This is a genomic window from Antarctobacter sp. (assembly GCF_965277915.1).
In the GTDB taxonomy this organism is placed as follows: domain Bacteria; phylum Pseudomonadota; class Alphaproteobacteria; order Rhodobacterales; family Rhodobacteraceae; genus Antarctobacter.
This window is the reverse complement of record NZ_OZ255849.1, coordinates 1,289,968-1,310,630: the sequence shown is the minus strand read 5'-3', so window position 1 is coordinate 1,310,630 and position 20,663 is coordinate 1,289,968. Positions and strand designations below refer to the sequence as shown.

24 protein-coding genes and 1 other RNA gene are annotated in these 20,663 nt (G+C 65.1%); 10 read left to right on the top strand and 15 right to left on the bottom strand.

All coding sequences use genetic code 11. From position 1 onward, the window contains the following. Positions 1-35 precede the first annotated feature (35 nt). Entirely contained in the window at positions 36-434 is a 399-nt protein-coding gene (locus tag ACQY5B_RS07185) for a hypothetical protein (RefSeq protein ID WP_043144144.1), read from the top strand. Positions 435-437: 3 nt separating this feature from the next. On the opposite strand, the gene ACQY5B_RS07180 is transcribed toward ACQY5B_RS07185, so the two are convergent. Beyond that, positions 438-1,283: a LysR family transcriptional regulator gene (locus tag ACQY5B_RS07180; RefSeq protein WP_420325784.1), complete on the bottom strand. Its 846-nt coding sequence runs from the start codon at positions 1,281-1,283 to the stop codon at positions 438-440. Positions 1,284-1,734: 451 nt separating this feature from the next. On the opposite strand from ACQY5B_RS07180, the gene ACQY5B_RS07175 reads away from it, so the two are divergent. Further along, positions 1,735-2,514, top strand: a complete 780-nt coding sequence (locus ACQY5B_RS07175; protein WP_305971186.1) for a Bax inhibitor-1/YccA family protein — start codon at positions 1,735-1,737, stop codon at positions 2,512-2,514. 89 nt (positions 2,515-2,603) lie between these two features. Continuing rightward, positions 2,604-3,065 carry a cupin domain-containing protein gene (locus tag ACQY5B_RS07170; RefSeq protein ID WP_420325785.1) on the top strand — a complete coding sequence of 154 codons (462 nt, stop codon included), beginning with the start codon at positions 2,604-2,606 and terminating at the stop codon, positions 3,063-3,065. Positions 3,066-3,513: 448 nt separating this feature from the next. On the opposite strand, the gene rpmG is transcribed toward ACQY5B_RS07170, so the two are convergent. The 10 genes from rpmG to ACQY5B_RS07120 all read right to left on the bottom strand — a co-directional run bounded on the left by rpmG (position 3,514) and on the right by ACQY5B_RS07120 (position 11,384). Then, the gene (gene rpmG / locus ACQY5B_RS07165; RefSeq protein WP_305971184.1) at positions 3,514-3,681 is read right to left on the bottom strand and encodes a 50S ribosomal protein L33; all 168 of its coding nucleotides are present in this window, start codon (positions 3,679-3,681) and stop codon (positions 3,514-3,516) included. 107 nt (positions 3,682-3,788) lie between these two features. Beyond that, an RNA gene (gene rnpB / locus ACQY5B_RS07160) (RNase P RNA component class A) lies at positions 3,789-4,214 on the bottom strand. A 47-nt stretch (positions 4,215-4,261) separates the two neighbouring features. Then, positions 4,262-4,972 carry an alpha/beta fold hydrolase gene (locus tag ACQY5B_RS07155; RefSeq protein WP_420325786.1) on the bottom strand — a complete coding sequence of 237 codons (711 nt, stop codon included), beginning with the start codon at positions 4,970-4,972 and terminating at the stop codon, positions 4,262-4,264. A 73-nt stretch (positions 4,973-5,045) separates the two neighbouring features. Continuing rightward, entirely contained in the window at positions 5,046-5,642 is a 597-nt protein-coding gene (locus ACQY5B_RS07150) for a class I SAM-dependent methyltransferase (protein ID WP_420325787.1), read from the bottom strand. Next, positions 5,639-6,601, bottom strand: a complete 963-nt coding sequence (locus tag ACQY5B_RS07145) for an ester cyclase (RefSeq protein WP_420325788.1) — start codon at positions 6,599-6,601, stop codon at positions 5,639-5,641. The genes ACQY5B_RS07150 and ACQY5B_RS07145 overlap by 4 nt, the downstream gene beginning before the upstream one ends. Before the next feature lie 120 nt (positions 6,602-6,721). Then, positions 6,722-7,333: a hypothetical protein gene (locus tag ACQY5B_RS07140; protein ID WP_420328693.1), complete on the bottom strand. Its 612-nt coding sequence runs from the start codon at positions 7,331-7,333 to the stop codon at positions 6,722-6,724. Positions 7,334-7,617: 284 nt separating this feature from the next. Beyond that, the gene (locus ACQY5B_RS07135; protein ID WP_420325789.1) at positions 7,618-8,583 is read right to left on the bottom strand and encodes an alpha/beta hydrolase; all 966 of its coding nucleotides are present in this window, start codon (positions 8,581-8,583) and stop codon (positions 7,618-7,620) included. After that, entirely contained in the window at positions 8,580-9,320 is a 741-nt protein-coding gene (locus ACQY5B_RS07130; RefSeq protein ID WP_420325790.1) for an alpha/beta hydrolase, read from the bottom strand. Before ACQY5B_RS07130 ends, ACQY5B_RS07135 begins: the two co-directional genes overlap by 4 nt. Positions 9,321-9,412: 92 nt before the next feature. Further along, entirely contained in the window at positions 9,413-10,084 is a 672-nt protein-coding gene (locus tag ACQY5B_RS07125; RefSeq protein ID WP_420325791.1) for a DNA-3-methyladenine glycosylase I, read from the bottom strand. Between the two features lie 58 nt (positions 10,085-10,142). Then, the gene (locus tag ACQY5B_RS07120) at positions 10,143-11,384 is read right to left on the bottom strand and encodes an MFS transporter (RefSeq protein ID WP_420325792.1); all 1,242 of its coding nucleotides are present in this window, start codon (positions 11,382-11,384) and stop codon (positions 10,143-10,145) included. Between the two features lie 112 nt (positions 11,385-11,496). Between ACQY5B_RS07120 and thrS the strand changes: the two genes are divergently transcribed. Continuing rightward, positions 11,497-13,446 carry a threonine--tRNA ligase gene (thrS, locus tag ACQY5B_RS07115; RefSeq protein WP_305971176.1) on the top strand — a complete coding sequence of 650 codons (1,950 nt, stop codon included), beginning with the start codon at positions 11,497-11,499 and terminating at the stop codon, positions 13,444-13,446. Between the two features lie 151 nt (positions 13,447-13,597). On the opposite strand, the gene ACQY5B_RS07110 is transcribed toward thrS, so the two are convergent. Beyond that, positions 13,598-14,713 carry a TauD/TfdA family dioxygenase gene (locus ACQY5B_RS07110; protein WP_420325793.1) on the bottom strand — a complete coding sequence of 372 codons (1,116 nt, stop codon included), beginning with the start codon at positions 14,711-14,713 and terminating at the stop codon, positions 13,598-13,600. A gap of 603 nt (positions 14,714-15,316) precedes the next feature. Between ACQY5B_RS07110 and ACQY5B_RS07105 the strand changes: the two genes are divergently transcribed. The 4 genes from ACQY5B_RS07105 to ACQY5B_RS07090 all read left to right on the top strand — a co-directional run bounded on the left by ACQY5B_RS07105 (position 15,317) and on the right by ACQY5B_RS07090 (position 17,959). After that, positions 15,317-15,625 carry a BufA1 family periplasmic bufferin-type metallophore gene (locus tag ACQY5B_RS07105; protein WP_305971174.1) on the top strand — a complete coding sequence of 103 codons (309 nt, stop codon included), beginning with the start codon at positions 15,317-15,319 and terminating at the stop codon, positions 15,623-15,625. Positions 15,626-15,690: 65 nt separating this feature from the next. Beyond that, positions 15,691-16,539 carry an MNIO family bufferin maturase gene (gene bufB, locus ACQY5B_RS07100; protein ID WP_420325794.1) on the top strand — a complete coding sequence of 283 codons (849 nt, stop codon included), beginning with the start codon at positions 15,691-15,693 and terminating at the stop codon, positions 16,537-16,539. A 99-nt stretch (positions 16,540-16,638) separates the two neighbouring features. Next, positions 16,639-17,385, top strand: a complete 747-nt coding sequence (locus ACQY5B_RS07095) for an HvfC/BufC family peptide modification chaperone (protein WP_420325795.1) — start codon at positions 16,639-16,641, stop codon at positions 17,383-17,385. Between the two features lie 7 nt (positions 17,386-17,392). Then, complete coding sequence (locus ACQY5B_RS07090) at positions 17,393-17,959, top strand: DoxX family membrane protein (protein WP_420325796.1); 567 nt, start codon at positions 17,393-17,395, stop codon at positions 17,957-17,959. Positions 17,960-17,963: 4 nt separating this feature from the next. Here the strand turns inward: ACQY5B_RS07090 and ACQY5B_RS07085 are convergent, their stop codons facing one another. Together ACQY5B_RS07085 and ACQY5B_RS07080 are read right to left on the bottom strand one after the other, a co-directional pair. Further along, entirely contained in the window at positions 17,964-18,332 is a 369-nt protein-coding gene (locus tag ACQY5B_RS07085) for a hypothetical protein (protein ID WP_305971170.1), read from the bottom strand. Between the two features lie 19 nt (positions 18,333-18,351). Next, entirely contained in the window at positions 18,352-18,669 is a 318-nt protein-coding gene (locus tag ACQY5B_RS07080) for an arsenate reductase family protein (protein WP_305971169.1), read from the bottom strand. A 228-nt stretch (positions 18,670-18,897) separates the two neighbouring features. On the opposite strand from ACQY5B_RS07080, the gene ACQY5B_RS07075 reads away from it, so the two are divergent. Both ACQY5B_RS07075 and ACQY5B_RS07070 read left to right on the top strand, forming a co-directional pair. Then, positions 18,898-19,104, top strand: a complete 207-nt coding sequence (locus tag ACQY5B_RS07075) for a cold-shock protein (RefSeq protein ID WP_043144101.1) — start codon at positions 18,898-18,900, stop codon at positions 19,102-19,104. 247 nt (positions 19,105-19,351) lie between these two features. Continuing rightward, the gene (locus tag ACQY5B_RS07070) at positions 19,352-19,657 is read left to right on the top strand and encodes a hypothetical protein (RefSeq protein WP_420325797.1); all 306 of its coding nucleotides are present in this window, start codon (positions 19,352-19,354) and stop codon (positions 19,655-19,657) included. A 4-nt stretch (positions 19,658-19,661) separates the two neighbouring features. On the opposite strand, the gene ACQY5B_RS07065 is transcribed toward ACQY5B_RS07070, so the two are convergent. After that, positions 19,662-20,567 carry a LysR family transcriptional regulator gene (locus tag ACQY5B_RS07065; protein WP_306043748.1) on the bottom strand — a complete coding sequence of 302 codons (906 nt, stop codon included), beginning with the start codon at positions 20,565-20,567 and terminating at the stop codon, positions 19,662-19,664. Positions 20,568-20,663: the final 96 nt, after the last annotated feature.

The window sequence follows — 20,663 nt, the reverse complement described above, 5'->3', positions numbered from 1 at the left end:
TCCGATAATTCCGCGTTTCTGGCAGGCTCGCGCACATGAAACAGATCTACGCCATTGCCCTGACCTGCCTGACCGCTCTGCCCGCGTTGGCGGCCGAGCCGATGTCGGCCACTGATTTCGAAAGCTATGTCACGGGAAAGACACTGTATTTCGGTCTCAACGGAGAGGCCTACGGAGTCGAGAAATACCTGCCCGACCGCAAGGTGCAGTGGTCCTTCCTGGATGGCAAATGCAAGGATGGTTTCTGGTATGAACAAGCCGGGCAGATCTGCTTTGTCTACGAGGACAACCCCGATCCCCAGTGCTGGAGCTTCTTCCGCGAAGGTTCGGGCCTGAGAGCCGTGTTCGAGAACGACCCCTCCAGCACGGTTCTGTACGAAGCCCAGCAGAACGATGACCCGATGCTGTGCCACGGCCCGGACGTCGGCGTCTGAGCGCTAGAGCGACGCCATGCTCTGCCGGATATCCTCGCAAAGCGCCCGCGTGTAGGCCGCCTGCCCACTGCCCTGGTATAGGTTGACCTTCATCATCCCAAGGTCCGGCAGGTTGTGGCAATCGACATTGGCCAGGTAGGGCGCCAGGTGCCCTTCCAGCCGCGCCGTAATGGCGAGGTCTGCACTGACGGTCGCGTCTATGGTGGTTTCGCTGTCCGAATCCACCGCCAGTTCCCAGGGAATGTCCGCCACGTCCAGGCGTCGCATCGCCTCGTCCCGAAAGACGCAGGTACGCGCCATCGCGATCCGCAGCGGACGGTCGCGCCAGGCCTGCCCCTGCGGCGCCCCGACCCAGCGGACCGGCACGTCCAACAGGGTCTCTCCCCCGGCCTCGAGCCCGGTTTCAGTGGTCAGGATCACATCCATCTCGCCCCGGGCGAATTGCGACTTCAGCACGCGCGTGAACGAACTGACGAGCTGCACCTTCACCCGTGGATAGCTGCGCGCCATGCGCTGCAGCACCAGCGGAATCACCGGGTAGACGATGTCCGCCGGCACGCCGAGGCGAATTTCGCCCTCCCAGCTCTGGTCGGTCAGCCGGGTGTAGGCCTCGTCATTCAGCGACACGATCTTTTCCGCGTAGCCCAGCAACTGCCCCCCCGCAGGGGTCAGGGTCACCCCCCGTCCCGTCCGGTCAAGCAGCTGCAGGTCCAGCATTTCTTCCAACCGCTTGATCTGCATCGAAACGGCGGATTGCGTCAGGTTCAGGAACCCCGCGGCGCGGGTCACGCCCCCGGCCTGGGCCACCGCCACGAAGGATCGCAGCGTCGTCACGTCAAGATTTCGCATCCATCAGACCTTGTGATGAGAGAGGTCACATACATTCACTTCCAATATCAACCACGGATCGCCACATTCATCAACAACGAAGATACCAACCCGGACCTCAATCATTTCTCGTGAAGGATGCCACCATGATCCGTGCCCTGCCCGCTCTGTTTCCCCACGCTTTCTTCCGCCGCGAAGGTTCGGCGCTGCCCGCTGATCCGGCCCGGCACCGAGCCCGCCAGAATCGCTCGCTTGTCTCACTGTCTGACGTGGGGAAAATCGCCCCGGAAGCGCCCCGATGGGACGCGCCCGGCCATTGGATCGAGTCCGAGAGCCAATGGTGACAAATCGGGGCATCTTATTGCCCCGAATCCGATCCGAAGTTCTTGAAAATCCCCTGCGTTCCTCCAATATCTAACGTGACGTGCGGGGGCCTTGGGCCCCCGGACCTATGTCAACATCGGAGGCTTACATGGCAGAATATGATACAGTCCGGGCAGCTGGCGTCTCCGGCGCACGCGCTGCCCAGATTGACGAAGGGCTGCGCGCCCACATGAACAAGGTCTACGGCACAATGTCCGTGGGTCTGCTGATCACCGCGCTTGCGGCTTGGGCGATCTCGGGGCTGTCGATGACATCCCAGCAGACGCCCTACCAGATCGGCGCTGATCGGTATCTGACCGACATCGGCTACATGCTGTATGTCTCGCCGCTCAAGTGGGTGATCATGTTCGCACCGCTGGCGTTCATCTTCTTCGGCTGGGGCGCCCTGATGCGTCGCGGATCGGCATCCGCGGTCCAGTTGGGCTTCTTTGCCTTCTCCGCGGTGATGGGCATCTCGCTGGGCACGGTCTTCATGATCTACACGCCCTATTCGATCGCTTCGACCTTCCTCGTGACCTCGATCGCCTTCGCCGGCCTGTCCCTGTGGGGCTACACCACGAAAAAGGACATCTCGGGTTGGGGCGCGTTTCTGATCATGGGCGTGATTGGCCTGATCGTGGCGATGATCGTCAACATCTTCCTGCAGTCGCCGGCAATGATGTACGCGATTTCCGCCATTGGCCTGCTGATCTTCGCGGGCTTGACCGCCTGGCACACGCAGGAAATCAAGAACACCTACGTCGCCCACGCCGCGCATGGCGATCAGGAATGGCTGAACAAGGCCGCGTTTGACGGCGCTCTCAGCCTCTACATCAGCTTCCTGAACATGTTCCAGTTCCTGCTGATGTTCATGGGCCAGCAAGAATAACGGATCCTCGCATTCGTGTTATACCAAGGGGGCCGGTCATCTGACCGGCCCTTTTTTCGTGTTGGGCCAAGGGGCCGTGGGGGGACAACATGCCGATCATCACCGAAGACTCCGTGCAGCGAAAAACGGGCGATGGCGCGCTCGGCAGTTTCGAGGCGCTGCTGTTCAGCGATTCGGGCGGGCTGACGCAGTTCGGGGCATTGGTCGAAATCCTCGCCCCGGGGGCAGCCTCTTCCTACGCGCACTGGCATGAGGCCGAGGACGAGATGATCTATGTGCTGGACGGCACGGTGACACTGGTCGAGGGCGAAAGCGAGCAGGAGATGAACGCAGGCACCGCCGCCACCTTTGCCGCCGGGGTCGAGACCGCGCATCGCCTGGAAAACCGTGGCGATGCGCCCGCGCGCATCTTGGTGATCGGCACCCGGGCCACCCGCGACCGGGTGCATTACCCCGGTCACGACCGGGTCCAGCTGATCGAACGCAGCCACGGCGAGGAACGCCGCTGGACCAAGGCCAATGGCGCTCCGGCGGACCCCTTGAAGGGGTGAGCGCAGGGCTGGCAGATCATGAGAATCGCCGGGCAGCGGTACGTTGATCACGTGCCACGGCTGGCACCCCATGTTTTCTTGGAAAGAACGCGCGGTCAGCGCGCTCTGGCAATGCACCTCGGGCAGCTTGTCGTCCCGTGCCTCTTGCAGGAAATGGCCCCGCGCCCGTAGAGACCAGCCGCCAGCGCACAACTGGCGCCCGGCATCATCCTCGACAACGTGGAACCGGCCGGAGACGACACGCGCGGGCTGCGCCCGTCCGATCAGCGGACCGCCATCGCCAGCGTAGAAAGCGGGTAATCCAGCGCGCCAATGTCCTCTTGCCGGTCGGTGCGCGACCCGGTCTGGCCCGACATTGCAAGACCACCCGTCCTACAAGTCCCAAAGACGAAAAGGCCGCGTGGGGCATCCCCCGCGCGACCCGAAAAAGACCTTCGGCCAGAACGGCTTACTTGATCTTGCCTTCCTTGTACTCCACGTGCTTGCGCGCAACGGGGTCGTACTTCTTGATCGACATCTTCTCGGTCATGGTCCGAGCGTTCTTCTTGGTCACGTAGAAGTGGCCGGTGCCCGCGGTGGAGTTCAGGCGGATCTTGATGGTGGTCGGCTTCGCCATGTGTCGTCTCCTGCAACACCGGAAGATCGCCCGGTGTGAAATCTGTATGAAGCCCGCCTTTTACCGCGTATCGCCCGCGAGTCAACACGGGATCGGGCCAAAAACTCATGCGCGGAAGGCCTGTAAGCCGGATTCTGTTCTTGGGCGGGTTTCCCCGCCCTCAGACGACCATTCCTCTGGACCGCGCGTTGCCACGCGGCTCTAGCTGCCAACCCGGATCGCCGGGGCCGAAGCGGCCCTGCGCCCGAAGGCGCGCACGATCCCTATTCGGCATTGCTCCCGGTGGGGCTTGCCATGCGGGCGCTGTTGCCAGCCCCCCGGTGGGCTCTTACCCCACCGTTTCACCCTTACCGCCACAGTCTCCTTCGGTCTCACCAGAAGCGGACTTCCAGTGCGCACCTCCGGTGCGACGGCGGTTTCATTTCTGTGGCGCTTTCCGTCAGGTTGCCCTGCCCGGGCGTTACCCGGCACCGGTGCTTCGGTGAGTCCGGACTTTCCTCTCGCCAATGGCAAGCGGCCGTCCGGCCTTCCGCGCCCGCCCCACATAGGGACGCCGCCCGCCTCGGTCAATCCCGCAAACTCAGCGCAGGAGCAGCGGTTCGGCCAACCAGTCCCTCAGCGCGCGCGTGACCTCTTCGGGCTGTTCCAGGGTCGGCATATGCGCGGCCTCTTCGATCACGCGCAACTCTGCCTTGGGGATCATCTCGGCCATGAAGGTATGGCGCTTGATCGGAAAGATCGGGTCCTTGGCTCCGCAGAGCACCAGCGACGGCACGTTGATCCGCCGCAGCGTGCCCTGCTGGTCGCGCCGCCGTTGCATCGCACGCGACTGGCGGACAAAGACCTCGACCCCAAGGCCCAGCGCCATGTCCATGACCAGCGCGCCCACCTCGGCGCTGTGGGGGCCATGCGCCAGGTATTGCGGCAGCAGGTCGTTCGAAATGACATCGCGCAGCTTGCCGGACCGCGCCCGGATGATTTGCGGATCACGCATCGCCGCCATCTGGGGCGGTTCGGGCAGCGGGCTGGTATCCATCAGCGCCAGCCGCGTCACCCGATCAGGCGCGCGGCGGTAAAGTTCCATCGCCACCATGCCACCCATGCCGAGCCCGGCGAGGGCAAAGCGCATCGGCGCCACGTCCAGCACGGACGAGGCGATCTCCTCGACCCGTTCGCCCTGCGTGATCGGCACCGTCATCACCGCGTGATCGCGGGACAGATCCGTGATCTGCGGCCCAAAGAGCCGCGCGTCGCACATCATCCCGGGCAGAAAGACCACCGGCTCCGTCATGGTCCGGCGGCGCCTGAAATGTGCTGAAAGTCCTGCATTTGCTTCGTTTCACCCCTGCCCGTGCAGCGGCACCCTAGGCCTCGGCCGGGCGCCGTGCAAGCAGCAGCGAATGCCCGTTGCAGGTCGGGTCCTCGGGCACGAAATCCTCAACCGGGGCACCTGCCGCAGAGAGCAAGGCGGCATAGTCCTCATGCGACAGCGACGCATGGTAGACGCGCTCATCCCCGACGGTACCCCAGGCCTCTCCGGCCCGCGGGCCAACCGTCAGCAAGAGCCGCCCGCCCGGCGCAAGGTGCGCCGCGATACGGGGCAAGGCGTCACGCTGTTCCGCCTCCGTCAGGTGAAAGAAGCTGCCCCAGCCGATGATCGCGTCGAAGGTCTGTCCAAGGTCCAGCGCCCGCATGTCCGCCAGCAAGGTCCGCGCCGCAGGCACATGACGCCCGAAAAGCGCCAGCATGGCCGGTGAGAAATCGACACCCGTGACGGCAAACCCCTGATCCGCAAGGTAGACCCCGATCGGGCGCCCCGCCCCACAGCCCAGGTCCAGCACAGCCCCACCCGCAGGAACATCCGCCAGCGTACGATCCAGCCAGGCACGTTCGAACAGCGACTTTCCGCGTGCCGCGTCGTAGCGGGCCGCCTGCCGTTCGTAGGTCTCGCGCAGGCTCACCCGGTCTGGGCCACGATCTGAGTCCAGACCGCCGCCTCATCGTACAATGTCCATTCCCGGCGCAAGCCGCCGGGGCCGAATTCCGCATGGCTGATCCCCATGACGTAGACGTCCGCCCCGGTGGGCGCGCCGAAAGCCCCCCAGCCCTCGTGCCGGCCCTTGAGCGACCAGCGCAGCGCCGCGCGCGGCGGCATCAGCGGCTCTTCCATCCCGATCCGGTGATGCACCTCGAACCGGGCCGAGGGCAGCGCCGCCCTGAGCCCCAGCCAGAAGCGATCGGCCGCCTCCGGTCCGTGTGCCTCGACGCCACAGGGATAATGCAGGTGGCAAGCCCGGTCGTACTGGTCCGGGATGATCGACAGATCGCCCTCCATCACCCGGATCAGCACGTTGGCAAACCCCTCTCCCCACTGGTCGGCATTGCCCTGGCCCGTATAGGGACCGGTGACGTCGACGCGGGGCGTGAACGGCTGCGTGTCCGGGTCCAGATGCGGCAGCCGGGCCCGTGCCCAGTCCTCTGCCGTGCGGTCCAGCTGGCGCAGCAGCGCGCCGCTGTCGATCACCCGCCAGACATCGCTGATCTGGTCGCGCTTGGCGTAGCTGTCCACGATCTCGCGGTATTTCAGAGTGCGCCCCGTCGCGGGGCCAAGGGGGCCGTCCCCGCTATGGGTTGCGAGGGTCAGGATGCGTTGAGACCCCAGCATGCCCACCCGGTCATGCCCCGACCAGATCACGTCCTCCCCTAATAGGCGCCGGTCCGGCAGGCTGACCAGCGTGGCCATCGCGTCATCGGCCACGGCGCGGGCGCCGAACTGCACGCCTTCGGCCCCGCGCAGGATCACGTCGGGATGGTAATAGGCCTGCGCCCGGGCGGTCAGGCCCCGCCCCTCCCAGATCTCGCGGGTGGCGGTCAGCAGGAAGTCCGCGAAATCGCGGTTTTGCGGATCGAGGCCATGCATCAGGCACGGCCCCCCGGACGAGACATCGGAACGGATTTCTGCGGCGCGGGCGCCATCGTAATTCTCTTTGGTTGTGTATTCCGCACGCTAGCCCCGGTCCGCGGTCCTGTCCAGCACGGCTCAGCCCGGATAGGCAATGCCGCGGAACGGCGGGAAATCCCGGTAGCGCGCTGCCCGAACCTCGGGCGGTTCGGCGGGCTGCGCCCCGGGTTTCAGCAGGCAGCCCTTTGGCGCGATGTAACTGTCGATCCGGCGCAGGGGCTCTGGCCGCCAGGCGATGTTGAAGGCGCAGAGCTTTGGAAAGAACCAGATCTCGGAAAAATCGAGGTGGTCGTACAGCCACCAGGCCAGGTCGCGCCAGTCGCGGCCCTGCGCATGGCGATCCGCAAACCACGGGATCACGATCGAGGCGCCGGCCACGGGCCGCTCGGGCAGATCCCAGATATGGCATTCCAGCGGATAGTCGTTGCGCGCGCAGTTCAGCCTGTGCGCGTTGCCAAAGGCGTTCAGCCGCGCCGAGCGATAGCCCGACCGGACAAAGATCCGGCCAAAGGTCTCCTCCAGCGGGTCCAGCAAGGTCGTGGCAAAGGCCCGCCCGCGCTCCAGCGCCAGGTCGGGAATGTCCGGGATGTTGCTGATGCCGTGGACGTTCCCGATTTCCGAACAGAGGAACTCTCGCATCCAGAAATGCCGCGACAGGCGTTCGCGCCCCAGGGTTTCCAAGGACCACATGGAGCGCGGGCGCCTCATGATTTCGTCCGATCAGTCATCGCCATAGCCTTTTCAGCGGAATTCCCCGTTCGGCTCCAGCGTCCAAAACGAAAGCTGGGCCGCCTCGCAGACATGGCCCTCGGGGTCGGCTAATTAGCCGACATGCCCGCCGCAGAAAACGTCCAGCGCCTGTTTCAGGATCGTGGCGCCGGTCCCCAAGCTCTCCGGCGCGCGCCATGTCCCGGCATCCAAGCATGATCAAGCTACCTCTCCGGTCCATCGCTCTTTTCTTTTTCGGCGCCACATCACAGGCGGCGCGCCCAGTCGAGCATGGCCCCGGCCACCGGCTCTGACATGCGCGGCGACAGGACATCCCCGGCCACCAGGTGACGTGACGGATCATCCTGCGGCCCAAGGTCCAGTTCGTGCAGATCGGCCCGCGCGCCCCAGCGCGCGGCGACCTGCCGACTGACCTGGTGATCGACGATCCGGTCGCCGGGGTCGAAGACAAAGAGTGCGGGCGCGGACAGGTCCTCCTGCCGCCGCCGGTGTACCTCGCGCACCGCCGCCCCCATGGGCAGGACCGCAAGACTGGGATAGCGAGAGGTCCAGTATTGCCCATGCGCCTCTCCGCGCGGGTCAAAGCCGATCTCGCGTCCTGCCAGCCAGGGCAGCCACCAGCGCGCACCCGGCCAGGTGATCAGCGCGGTTTTCGGGTCTGCCAGTTTGAAATTGGGGGACACGAGGATCGCCCCCGCGACCTCCGCGCCCATTTCCTCGTGCAGGGCCAAGGTTGCGAGCGTGGCGCCGGTGGAACAGCCCATCAGCAGCACGCGGCGTCCGATACGGTGCCCGATGGCCAGCGCCTCGGCCATGTCCTCCATCCAGCCCTCGACCGTGGCTTCTGCCATCGCGGGGCCGTCGCGCCCGTGGCCCTTGAGCCGGGTAAAGACCAGGTTGGCCCCCAGGCCCTGCGCAACCATGTCCGGCACCGGCCGGAGTTCCTGCGAAGCGGCCGAAAACCCGTGCACATAGACCAACGCCCAGTCGGTCTGCGCCTCGGGTGCGCCCGCCCAGATCACCTGTTTCTGCGCGCCGGGGCGCAGGTTGGGAACCTTGGACTCGCTCCGCGCCAGCCAGTCGTCAACGCCGCCGTCCAGCAGCGCCGCGTCAAAACGGACATTCGTCACCACGGGTTCGCGCGGAGCGAACAGGCCGTAGGCGCCGCCCGCCGCGGCCAGCGCGCCAAGCCCCCAGAGCAGCGCATTCACCCCAGGACCTCACGGATGGCCCGTTCGATCTGGGTCAGGCAGGCGGGCGTGGAAAAGCGGTGATCGGCGCCCTTGACCAGCGTCAATCGCACGTCCGGTCCCTCGATATGGTCCAGCAGGCGCAGCGCGGTTTCGCGACTGACGGCCTCATCCAGCGTGCCCTGCAACAGCCGCACCGGCCAATCCATCAATAGCGGAGAGCGCAGGACCAGGTTTCGCCGCCCGTCCTCGATCAGCTTGCGGGTCACGACGTAGGGATCCTCGTAGGCCGAGGGCATCAGGATCTTGCCTTCTTGCATGACCTGACGCCGCGCCTGTTCCGAGAATCCGGCCCAGAACCCGTCCTCGGTGAAATCCGGAGCGGCGGCGATGCCGACGAAACCCACGATCTGCGGCAGGCGTTTCGACAGGATCGACGCGATCCAGCCGCCCATCGAAGAGCCGACCAGCACCACAGGCCCCTCCACCGCATGGGTGATGACCGCCTCGGCATCCGCCGCCCAGTCGCCGATACAGCCCTCTTCGAAGACCCCGCCGGACTGCCCGTGTCCGGCATAATCCAGCCGCAGGAAGGCCCGGCCCTCCGACTTGGCCCAGCCCTCGAGGTGCACCGCCTTGGTGCCTTCCATGTCCGAGCGATAGCCGGACAGGAAGACCACGCATGGCCCCCGGCCCGAGGTCTTTGCATAGACCAGCTTGTCGCCCCGCGGACCTTCGACATGGGATACGACCGTCATTCAGCCCCCTTTCTCCTTGCCCCGGACCATAGCGCCGGTGCGTCGGGATCGAAAACGGCTTTCGGGTTTCCCCGCGGCACTGCCATCGCCCCTTATCCGTCGATGCTTTGCGCGAGGACGCGGCTGATGACCGTCAGGCTCTCGCCGCTCTGGGCCTTCCAGGTGTTGAAGGCATCCTGAACCGCCTGCATCGCCTTTTTCGATGTCGGCGCCTTGTCCACCACGCCTTCGGCCACCAGTCGCGCGACGACCGATGGCGACAGGACATAGCTTTCCTTGCCCAGGAACCGCAGCGTGTAGGCGCCGGTCGCCCCGCCCAGGCGGGCGCCGTTCTTTTTCATCCACTCCAAAAGCCCGGAAAAATCCTCTGCCGGCCAGTCGCCCACCTTGCGCCCGAATGACCCCGCATCGGCGGCCACCTCCTGGATGAAAACGGCGTTCTGCTGGATCGCCTGCACCTTGGGCGGGCTGCGCACGATGCGCGGATCGGACAGCAATTCATCGAACCGGTCCTCCGACATCATCGCGGCGTGGCCGACGTCGAAACCGTGGAACGCCTCTTCGATGCCCGGCCACTTGTTTTCCACGACCTGCCAGCTGATGCCGGCCTGAAAGATTCCGCGCGCCATCTGCGCCAGCCAGCGATCGTCCGGAATGGCCGCCAGCGCATCCGCATCCAGAACCGGCGGCATGTCGGCCAGAACCGCCGCGCGCCCGCCCTTGCGATCCGCCGCGAGATCGAGAATCTCTTCGTATGTCCGCATGACGCCCCTCCCCCTTGCAGGCGCCAGACTGCGCCGCGCGGGACGCACAGGCAAGCGCCTATCGCTCGACCTCGCCCAGGCCCAACGACAGCGCGGCCCCCAGCAGGCTGAGCACCGCGAACCCGGCCAGCGCCACCTGCGGCCCAAGCGCGGCCAGCGCCCCGCCGAGGGCACCCACCGCAAGCAGCAGCAGGCCGATGGAGGTATTGGCCAGCGCGGCATAGGTCGAGCGTTTGTCCCCTGGCGCAAAGTCGACCAGGTAGACGGACCGCCCTTGTCGCACCCCGTGGTAGGCCAGCATCAGTCCGAACAGCACCGTGGGAATGACCCAGGGCGCGCCCGCCCAGCCTGCCAGGTCCGCCAACACCGCAAGCGCCATGAACAACGCCGCCAGCACGCCCGAGGCCGCCAGCACCAGACGGGACGACCGGTCCGCCAGACGCCCCCAGACATAGGACGACAGGAAAGAGGCCGCCGACGAGGCAAGGACCAACGCCCCCAACGCCTGCAGGGCACTTTGCCCGCCGCCCAGAAGGACGAAAAAGGGCGGCGCCAGCGCGGTCACGGTCAGTGCGCCACGGGCGGCCACGAACCTGCGCAGCCGCGCGTCCTCGCGCAGGGGCGAAAGGTCGAGGTCGGCGCCTTTTTCGGGTTCCGAGGCCCCTTCCTCCAGCGTCGAGAACAGGATCGCGCCCAGCAGCCAGAGCACCGAGGCCAGCCCGATCGCCACCATCACCGGCCAGAGTGCCTGCCCCGGCCCCACCATCAGGATCAGCGCGAAGCCAAGTACCGCCAGCGCCGAGACCGACCCGGCGATGCCCGTCACCGCGCCGCGCCGGGTCTTGGCGACCGTCTTGCCCAATATGTCCTTGAAGCTGACGGAACAGAGCGACCTGCTGACGGCGAGACCAGCCAGCGCAAGGGCAATCGCAACACCGGCGGCCCACCCCGACAAGGTCAGGGCCGCCAGTACGATCAGCGCGGCACAGATCCCCTGCCCCGCCGATCCGGCGACCCAGGCCCATTTACGGTACCGCATCGCCTGCACCCGCCCCGCCAGCACGATCTGCGGCAAGAGCGCGCCCGCCTCGCGGATCGGCACGAACAGCCCGACGATACCAGCGGGCACGCCCAAGGCTCCGCCCAGCCAGCTGAGCACCAGCTTGGGGTCGATCAACCCGTCGGCGATCTTGGTCATTGTCAGGCTGGTGGCATGGCGCAGCCCGTTGCGGGCCTCCTGCGCCTTGACCTCCTCTGCGCCGGTCAATCCTTCGTAGACTTCTGTCGTGCTTTCGCTCATCCCGCCCTCTTCCCGCTTGACTTCACCGACCCCGGGGGCCATTGCGCTTGGCACAACGCATACCCGCAACCGGGCGTTCCGTGGGCGCCAAACCGACGAGGAGACTAGGCCGATGAGCCAGATTTCCCTGACATTTCCAGATGGCTCGAAACGCGACTTCGACAAGGGCGTGACCCCTGCCGAAGTGGCCGCGAGCATTTCCAAATCGCTTGGCAAGAAAGCGATCTCCGCCACCGTGGGCGACGCCCACTGGGACCTGCAATGGCCCATCGAGGAAGACGCCCGCATCGCCATCAACACGATGGCCGATGACGCGCCCGCGCTGGAACTGATCCGGCACGACCTCGCGCATATCATGGCCCGCGCCGTGCAAGAGATCTGGCCCGACGTGAAGGTCACCATCGGCCCGGTGATCGAGAACGGCTGGTACTATGACTTCGACCGGGAAGAACCCTTCACGCCCGAAGACCTCGGCGCTATCGAGAAAAAGATGAAGGAGATCATCAACCGCCGCGACCCCGTGACCACCGAGGTCTGGGAGCGCGAGCGTGCGGTGAAGTACTACGAGGCCAACAACGAGCCCTACAAGGTCGAGCTGATCGAGGCCATCCCCGGCAATGATCCGATCCGCATGTACTGGCACGGCCACTGGCAGGATCTCTGCCGCGGCCCGCACCTGCAGCACACCGGCCAGGTTCCGGGCGATGCGTTCAAGCTGATGAGTGTCGCGGGGGCCTACTGGCGCGGCGACAGCGATCGCGCCATGCTGCAGCGCATCTACGGCGTCGCCTTCAAGAACCGCGACGACCTGAAAAAACACCTGCACATGCTGGAGGAGGCCGCCAAGCGCGACCACCGCAAGCTGGGCCGTGAAATGGACCTGTTCCACATGCAGGAAGAGGCGCCGGGCCAGATCTTCTGGCACCCGAACGGCTGGAAGATCTACACCACCCTGCAGGACTACATGCGCCGCCAGCAGACGCGCGGCGGCTATGTCGAGGTGAACACCCCGCAGGTCGTCGACCGCAAGCTGTGGGAACGCTCGGGACACTGGGAAAAGTACCAGGAAAACATGTTCATCGTCGAAGTGGACGAGGAACATGCCCGCGAAAAGGCGATCAACGCGCTGAAGCCGATGAACTGCCCCTGCCATGTCGAGATCTTCAAGCAGGGGCTGAAATCCTACCGCGACCTGCCGCTGCGGATGGCGGAATTCGGCTCTTGTGCACGCTACGAACCCTCGGGCGCGCTGCACGGGATCATGCGGGTGCGCGGCTTTACGCAGGATGACGCGCATATCTTTGCCACCGAGGACCAGATCGCCGAGGAGACAGAGCGTTTCATCGGGTTCCTGGCCGGGATCTACCGAGACCTCGGCTTCCCCTCGTACAAGATCAAGTTCTCGGACCGGCCCGAAACCCGCGCCGGATCGGACGAGATCTGGGACAAGGCCGAAGAGGCGCTGCTGACCGCGACGCGCAAGGTGACGAACGACATCGAGCTGAACCCGGGCGAAGGCGCCTTTTACGGGCCCAAGCTGGAATTCGTGCTGACCGACGCGATCGGCCGTGACTGGCAGTGCGGCACTTTCCAGGTGGACTTTGTCCTGCCCGAACGTCTGGACGCGCATTACATCGGCGCCGATGGCAACAAGCATCGCCCCGTGATGCTACACCGGGCGACGCTGGGTTCTTTCGAGCGCTTCATCGGCATCCTGATCGAGGAACACGCCGGCAAGCTGCCCTTCTGGCTGGCGCCGCGCCAGGTTGTCGTGGCCTCGATCACATCCGAGGCGGATGAATACGTCGCCCATGTGGTCGAGACACTGACCAAGGCCGGTGTGCGGGCCGAGGCCGACGTGCGCAACGAAAAGATCAACTACAAGGTCCGCGAGCATTCGGTCGGCAAGGTCCCGGTCATCCTGGCCGTGGGTCACCGCGAAGTCGAGGAACGCACCGTCACCGTGCGCCGCCTGGGCGAAAAGCAGACGCAGGTCGCCTCTCTGGACGAGATCACGGCAGAATTGGGCCGCGACGCAACACCGCCGGACCTGCGCGACTGACAGCCGCCACGACGAGACACCCAAGGCAGTCGCCAGCCTCTGGCGGCCGCCTTTCCTTGTTCCGGGGACATGTACTGCTGCGTGCATCTTGGCAGACAGGCGCGCCGCCGTCCTGCGACGCGCCTGTCCCGGTCTTCCGGCCCCTGAACGGTCAGACCCGAGACCGATCAAGCACCCGGATCCGGCTGTCCCATTCCCCCCGGTCGACATAGCAACCGTGCAGATGGCGAAAACCGGTCGAGGGGTCGAACGCCTGACGACCGTGCAGGACACGGCGATTGTCGAAGACAACCATCTCGCCCCCCGAAAGCTTCAGCGCAATGCCGTAGTCCGCGGAGCGCGACATTTCCATGAACAACCGGTAAGCGCGGTAAAAGGACATCATTCGCGCCGGTTCGAGATCGAGTATGTCTGCCAGGTGGGCATTGAAACAGATTTCGGACACCTCCCCGCGCGTGTTCAGCGTGATGACCGTCTTGCGAGAGCGGATATCGGTGTTGGCGTCATGAAAACGGAAGGGAACGGTGACGGTCGACAGGACCTCGAAGGCTTCCGGGTCACGCGCGCTCAAATCCTCGGCCACGGCGACGCCGTCGCAAAAGGTCGAACCGCCGCCCTCGGCCTCGTTGGCGAGACAGTGCAGGAATTGATACCCCGGCGGCAATTCCTGGTTGGTCAGGTCCGTATGCAGCGGCAGCGCGTCAGAGGTATAGGCGAGATTGTTCGGATCGGGCTTGGAGACGACTTCGAAGGTCAATCCAAAGTTCGTTTCGCGCAAGAAGCCGACCCGGCGGGCGACCTGCATGCCGGCGTCGGTGCTGTCGGCCAGTCCTGTCACGATCGAAAGCCCGTAACGCTTGGTGTCGGCCAGCCATTCGGCAAGACCCACCTCCGATGTCAGGATGCCCGCAGCATCGTGTCGGGGCACACCGTCACCGCCCAGTTCCGCGCGCCACGCGACGGGCGCCAGGTCGGCAGGATCGTGACGTGGCTGACCCGGACGATGCGCCTTGATCCAGTCGAGGTCGAAGCGGCTTGGCCTGTCGCCCTCTTTCCAGGTCACGATAAGCGCATCAGGTTTCATTTCCACCTGGCTGGGGACAAGGTCGAGCGGAACGCTTGTGAGTTCGAAGGCGCGTTCGCCGGTTTGCGGGTGAAACCCCGAGGGGTCCGTGTCGCGTAGCCAGATATAGGGAAGATCGCCCACGGTTCCGTCGGGCCAGCGAATCTCGAGGCTCTCGGCCCCGGTGGTGAGGGTCGGTTGCATGTGTGTCTCCGGTAAGTTTGTGATGGTCAGGCGCGGCGGCTCAGCCGCTCCGCGGGGGCGGCCACCACTCATGGGCCTTCGCATGCGGATGGCCCGGACATCTTCCCAAGACGGTGCACATGTTTTCCGGTCGCTTCTTCTGCCGCTCCTAGAGAACAGGGCTGACCACTCGAGGCAAGCAGATCGTGCCCCGGGTCATTTATGTCGGCACCAACAGGAGCCGCTTGCGCGTGGCCCGACCGAGCCGACTTTTGCCGTGAGCCCCCCTTTTTTCTGGGCTGCAAGCGACGGAAACCCGGACTTGACTCGTTACAGCCCTGACGAACGCCGTGAACTAACCGGCCGGCCCGCCCGGACGGGCCATGCGTTTTGTAACATTCTGCTATGCAGCATGGGCAGACGGGCAGTCATAGTTACAAATTTCGCCTTTCACCGGCTGGAATCCCCTCTCTGACCTCTCAGGCATGACACGCGGGTTGACGGCCGCGTGATGCACGACCCCGTGTATCGCGACAAACCCTCCAGCGCGGCACCCTGCAGTCACCGACGGGCAAGTCGGCCCGCGGCCAAGTTTCGCAACGTCCAAACCTCGGAGGAACCCACATGTCCAACACTCTGAAATCCGCCGCCCTCGTCGGCGCTGTTGCCGCCGCCATCGCCGCAACCGGCGCACATGCCGACGAAATGGCAAAGGAAAAGTGCTATGGCGTCAGCCTCGCCGGCGAAAACGACTGCGCCGCCGGCCCCGGCACCACCTGTGCCGGCACCTCGACCGTCGACTACCAGGGCAACGCCTGGACGCTGGTTGACGAAGGCACCTGCACCGAGATCGAACTGCCCGCGATGGCCGATGGCACGCCGCGCATGGGCTCGCTCGACGCACTGGAGCGCGACCTGCCGATGGACTCGTAAACGGCAGACCGCGGGGGGCGCCCTGGCGCGTCCCGCGGTCCCTCTTTCGACCCGAGGACCAAGCAATGTTCGACACGACCAGCCCCCTCCCCCCCATGCCCGGCGTCGGCTACAAACCCCAGCACTATTCCGCCATCCGGGACGATCCAGCACCCGTGGGCTGGCTCGAGGTTCACGCCGAGAACTACATGGGTGACGGTGGCAGGCCGCTGGCACAGTTGCGCGCCCTGTCCGAGCGTTTCCCGATCTCGGTCCACGGGGTTGGATTGTCGATTGGCGGGCCGGACCGGCTGGACCCGGATCACCTTGCCCGGCTGAAACATCTCGTCGGCTGGCTGAACCCGGCGAGCTTTTCCGAACACCTGGCATGGTCCACCCATGACAGCGCCTTTTTGAACGACCTGCTGCCGCTGCCCTATACCCCTGACACGCTCGCCCGCGTCTGCGACCATATCGACGAGGTGCAGGAGGCGCTGGGGCGGCGGATGCTGCTGGAAAACCCCTCCAGCTACCTCGCCTTCGCCGAAAGCACGCTGGACGAGACGGAATTTCTGCAGGCGATCGTCCGCCGTACCGGCTGCGGGCTATTGATGGACGTGAACAACGTCTTCGTCTCGGCCACCAATCTGGGCTACAGCCCGCAGGACTACATCGCGGGTTTTCCGATGGCTGCGGTGGCCGAAATTCACCTGGCGGGCCACGACGAGGATCACGACGATTTCGGCGCCCCGCTGCTGATCGACAGCCACGGGCGCGAAGTGGCCGAACCGGTCTGGGCCTTGCTGGACATGGTTCTGGATCGCGCCGGGCCGCTGCCCTTGCTGATCGAATGGGACAATGACGTGCCGGACTGGCCCGTTCTGGCCGCAGAAGCGGAAAGGGCGGCGCGGGCGCTGACGCGCGTGGCCGCCTGAGGTCGGGACCTCACGTCGAAGGCATGCGTTCGGCAAGACCACGGGCCCGCGGTTTCACCCCCGGGGGCTGGATCAGGAAGAAACACAAGGGAGCGCAACATGACCAGCCTTGCCGAGACCGGCTTCCGCAATGCGCTGCTGCGGGCGGATGCGCCTGTTCCCGAGGGCCTGACCGATGGCGAGGGGCGACCGGCCGGGCGGCGCTACGACGTCTATCGCAACAACGTGGCCGTGGCCCTGCGCGAGGCGCTGGAAACGGGCTTTCCGGCGGTGGCGAAACTGATCGGGCCCGAGAATTTCGCCCGTGCGGCGGGGATGTTCCTGCGCGCCCATCCACCCGCCAGCCCCCTGATGTTTCAATACGGTGCCGGTTTCCCCGAGTTCCTGGAGCAGATAGAGGCGCTGCGCGGGATCGGCTACCTGGGTGACGTGGCGCGGATGGAACTGGCGCTGCGCCAGAGCTATCATGCCGCCGATGCGCCGGTGCTGGATGCCGCGCGATTGGCGGAGCTGGATGAGGCGGCACTCATGCGGGCGCGCCTGGTTCCGTCGCCGGCCCTGCAGCTTCTGCGGTCGCCCTGGCCGGTGCTGTCGATCTATCGCTTCACAATGGAACAGGGCCAGCCCAAGCCCCCGGCCCGCGCCGAGGCGGTTGTCATAACCCGACCGGACTTCGATCCCGTGCCGCATCTCCTGCCGCAGGGCGGTGCCGGCTTTCTTGCCGCCCTGATCAAAGGCGAAACATTCGGCGCGGCCGTCGAGACCGCCGGTGCCGATTTCGACCTTTCCGCCACGCTCTCGCTGCTGTTGCAGCAAGGCGCATTTTCCGACCTGCTCACCGATTGAGGACCCGATGGACCGTCTCATCTCCCTGCACAATGCGATCTTTGCCCCTGTCGAACGGCTGGGCGACCAGCTGATCCCGCTGCTGGCCCGGCTTGCCTTTGCGGCGACGCTCTTGCGGTACTACTGGAACTCCGCCGGGACCAAGGTCTGGGATCGCAAGGGCGAAGAGGGGATCTTTGACTTCTTCACGCTGGAATCGGGCACCTACGCGCAGATGTTTCCCAAGGCGTTCGAGGCAGCGGGCTACAATACCGCCAACATGGGATTTCACTATGACCTCATAGCCTTTGCCGGCACCTACGCGGAATGGCTCTTGCCCCTGCTGATCGTTTTGGGACTGTTCACGCGACTGGCGGCTCTGGGGATGATCGGCTTTGTCGCCGTGCAGACCTGGGTCGACGTGACCGGACATGGCGGCACGCTGGGCGCGCTGTTCGATACGCGCTATGGCCTGATCGACGAGCGGACGCTCTGGGCCCTGCTGCTGCTGGTGATGGTGATCCGGGGCGCGGGCGTCCTGTCGCTGGACCGGCTGTTCGGCCTGGCGCCCGCCGCGCGCCAGGTCTCGGCCTAACGGTTCAGAAATGCGCCTTGGGCTCGTCGGGCTTGCCCGCGGCCAGCGCCAGCACACCGCCCAGGCCCGCAAAGGCGATGGGGAACATGGTGAAGACGTTGAAGCCGAAGGCATGGAACATCGCCGCCGCCGAAAGCAGCAGCAGGACCCCACCCCACAGCGCGCGCGCCTTGGCCATTGCACCGCCGGCAATGGCCAGCAAGGGGGCCAGGATCGACACGATGCGCACCGTCTGTGGGTCGTCGAACATACCGAACATCTCTTCGACCTCGCCCACGTTCTTGACCAGTTCCGTGTAGCCGAAACCGAAGAACCCCACGATCATGCCGATCACCCCGGCGATGATGCCCAGTGTCAGTGCCGCGTTGCGCATGTTTCTGCCTCCTGCCCTGTCATACCACGCCCAGGGCCGCCTGGGCCGTCTTGTCCCAGCCCAGGACCATGCGCTGATCCTCGACGAAGAGCGGGCGTTTCATCACCGTCGGATGGGCCGCGATCAACGCGGCGGGGTCCATCGCGCGCGTGTCCTCGTCGAAGTCCCGCCAGGTGGTCGAACGCGTATTGACCAGTTTGTCCCCGAATTGCGCCAGCGCGCGGTCCAGGATTTCGGCCGGCAAACCCTCTTCGCGGACATCGACAAAAGTGGCCGACGGCAGCGCCTTGCGCGCCTTGCGGCAGGTGTCGCAGGTCTTCAACCCGTAGATGATCATGCACAATCCCTTGGCAGTCTGCGGTTCAGGATCGTCAGATAGGCAAGATTTCGTCGAAATGCGAGAGTGGGACTCTTGTATTTCGCCGTTCTGCGCTAATGTCACCAGCGTGATATTCGTGCACCGGATGCTTGGCGCCCCGGCGTCCTGCGGCCCTGAACGGCGAATGTGACCTTCTCCGATCTGCACGGGGATGAACGCAAGGACTTGAATAGGAGCACGGGGATTATGCCGAACGGCACCGTGAAGTGGTTCAACACCACGAAAGGCTATGGATTTATTGCGCCGGACGAGGGGGGAAAGGATGTTTTTGTCCATATCTCCGCCGTCGAACGCTCGGGTTTGACCGGGCTCGCCGACAACCAGAAGGTCAGCTACGAACTGCGAGAGGGACGCGACGGCCGCACGATGGCCTCGGACCTCAAGATTCTCTGACCCGAGGGCCGGTCATGTGAACCGGCTTGCCGATCCAGACCAAACCGGCCGGGCGGCCACGCCCGGACACCTATGGCTTGACTGTCAGCAACATCTTCACGGGATGCGGCTACGTTTGGCTTTGTCCTAAAATTCTAGGCACTTGGCGCTTCGCCAGCGCTGCGGTTTACAGTACCCTCACGGGGCCGGTGAGGGGTCCGGCACGGGCGTTCTGCCCGTTTCCCCAGCCCCCCCTTTGGAACCCGTGATGCCGATCAGATGGATCACCGCTGCCATGGCTCTGGCGACCGTCGCCTTGCTGGTCGCCGGGGTAAACCAATTGCCGCCCCTGACCCAGGGTGGCCTGCCGCGCAGCGGCCCGCCGCCCCGTGGCGCCGCCTCGGCCCCTGCCGATCCCATCGCATGGTGTCGGGCCAACCTGCCTGGCGTGAATTGCGGCTGTTTCGCCCAAAAGGCCGATGAGGTCATGAGCGCCCCGCACGACCCTTTGCCGGGCGCCGCCTACATGAACCGGTGGGATCTGGCCCGTGCCCAGGCGGACAAGGGCTGTTGAGAGATCACGCAGCCTGCAGTCTGCGCGCCTCTTCCCCGGCCAGCCGGATCAGCAACGTCATGAAGGGTTTGTCCAGGTCCTCTGTCCGCACCGCCGCATAAAGGCGCCGCGTCAGTCCCTTTTTCGTAAGCGGGCGCGTGACATAGTCAGAGCTGTATTTCACCTCACGCACGACCCAGTCCGGCAGAACCGACACTCCCCGGTTGGACGCCACCAGCAACAGGATCACCGCCGTCAGTTCCACCTGTCGGATCGCCGCCGGTTCCACCTTGGCCGGGGTCAACAACTGGCTGAAAATATCCAGGCGCGAACGTTCCACCGGGTAGGTGATCAGTGTCTGGCCCCGGAAATCCTCGGCTTCGATGAATTCCTTTTCCGCGAGCGGGTGCTGGGACGAGGCGACGAAGACCGGGCTGTAGTCGAAGAGCGGCACGAAAGTGACGCCTGCCAGGTCCTCAGGGTCCGAGGAAATGACCACGTCCACCTCTTCCTTCATCAGAGCGGGCAAGGCATCGAAGGCAAGACCCGGACGGATGTCCACATCCACGTCGGAAAACTTCTTGCGGAAACCTTCCAGCACCGGAAAAAGCCATTCGAAACAGGCGTGGCATTCGATGGCAATGTGCAACCGCCCGGACTTGCCCTCGCGCAAGCCCTCGAACTCGGCCTGGACGGCCTCGACCTGCGGCAGGATCTGCTCGGCCAGCCGCAGAAGGCGCATCCCCGCCGCCGAGAGTTTCATCGGCTTGGACCTGCGCACGAAAAGCTCGACCCCCGCCTGGTCCTCCAGCCCCTTGATCTGGTGACTTAGCGCCGATTGCGTGATGTTCAGCATCTCTGCCGCCCGCGCCACACCGCCCGCGTCATGGATCGCCTTGATGGTCCGGAGATGCCGGAATTCGATATGCATGGGGGGCTTTCCCTCATCCGCCTCATGTTGATCTTGAGATTTATGAGTTTGTCTCACAATGCTGCACATGCGACAAGGGCTCCAACGTCATAAAGG

Bases quoted from the DNA above. Each gene is read 5' to 3' on its own strand.
- ACQY5B_RS07080 (WP_305971169.1), bottom strand. From the start codon at position 18,669: ATGATCATCTACGGGTTGAAGACCTGCGACACCTGCCGCAAGGCGCGC.
- thrS (WP_305971176.1), top strand. From the start codon at position 11,497: ATGAGCCAGATTTCCCTGACATTTCCAGATGGCTCGAAACGCGACTTC.
- ACQY5B_RS07095 (WP_420325795.1), top strand. From the start codon at position 16,639: ATGACCAGCCTTGCCGAGACCGGCTTCCGCAATGCGCTGCTGCGGGCG.
- bufB (WP_420325794.1), top strand. From the start codon at position 15,691: ATGTTCGACACGACCAGCCCCCTCCCCCCCATGCCCGGCGTCGGCTAC.
- ACQY5B_RS07105 (WP_305971174.1), top strand. From the start codon at position 15,317: ATGTCCAACACTCTGAAATCCGCCGCCCTCGTCGGCGCTGTTGCCGCC.
- ACQY5B_RS07170 (WP_420325785.1), top strand. From the start codon at position 2,604: ATGCCGATCATCACCGAAGACTCCGTGCAGCGAAAAACGGGCGATGGC.
- ACQY5B_RS07130 (WP_420325790.1), bottom strand. From the start codon at position 9,320: ATGACGGTCGTATCCCATGTCGAAGGTCCGCGGGGCGACAAGCTGGTC.
- ACQY5B_RS07085 (WP_305971170.1), bottom strand. From the start codon at position 18,332: ATGCGCAACGCGGCACTGACACTGGGCATCATCGCCGGGGTGATCGGC.
- ACQY5B_RS07090 (WP_420325796.1), top strand. From the start codon at position 17,393: ATGGACCGTCTCATCTCCCTGCACAATGCGATCTTTGCCCCTGTCGAA.
- ACQY5B_RS07065 (WP_306043748.1), bottom strand. From the start codon at position 20,567: ATGCATATCGAATTCCGGCATCTCCGGACCATCAAGGCGATCCATGAC.
- rpmG (WP_305971184.1), bottom strand. From the start codon at position 3,681: ATGGCGAAGCCGACCACCATCAAGATCCGCCTGAACTCCACCGCGGGC.
- ACQY5B_RS07110 (WP_420325793.1), bottom strand. From the start codon at position 14,713: ATGCAACCGACCCTCACCACCGGGGCCGAGAGCCTCGAGATTCGCTGG.
- ACQY5B_RS07075 (WP_043144101.1), top strand. From the start codon at position 18,898: ATGCCGAACGGCACCGTGAAGTGGTTCAACACCACGAAAGGCTATGGA.
- ACQY5B_RS07125 (WP_420325791.1), bottom strand. From the start codon at position 10,084: ATGCGGACATACGAAGAGATTCTCGATCTCGCGGCGGATCGCAAGGGC.
- ACQY5B_RS07120 (WP_420325792.1), bottom strand. From the start codon at position 11,384: ATGAGCGAAAGCACGACAGAAGTCTACGAAGGATTGACCGGCGCAGAG.
- ACQY5B_RS07145 (WP_420325788.1), bottom strand. From the start codon at position 6,601: ATGCATGGCCTCGATCCGCAAAACCGCGATTTCGCGGACTTCCTGCTG.
- ACQY5B_RS07175 (WP_305971186.1), top strand. From the start codon at position 1,735: ATGGCAGAATATGATACAGTCCGGGCAGCTGGCGTCTCCGGCGCACGC.
- ACQY5B_RS07140 (WP_420328693.1), bottom strand. From the start codon at position 7,333: ATGTGGTCCTTGGAAACCCTGGGGCGCGAACGCCTGTCGCGGCATTTC.
- ACQY5B_RS07070 (WP_420325797.1), top strand. From the start codon at position 19,352: ATGCCGATCAGATGGATCACCGCTGCCATGGCTCTGGCGACCGTCGCC.
- ACQY5B_RS07185 (WP_043144144.1), top strand. From the start codon at position 36: ATGAAACAGATCTACGCCATTGCCCTGACCTGCCTGACCGCTCTGCCC.
- ACQY5B_RS07155 (WP_420325786.1), bottom strand. From the start codon at position 4,972: ATGACGGAGCCGGTGGTCTTTCTGCCCGGGATGATGTGCGACGCGCGG.
- ACQY5B_RS07180 (WP_420325784.1), bottom strand. From the start codon at position 1,283: ATGCGAAATCTTGACGTGACGACGCTGCGATCCTTCGTGGCGGTGGCC.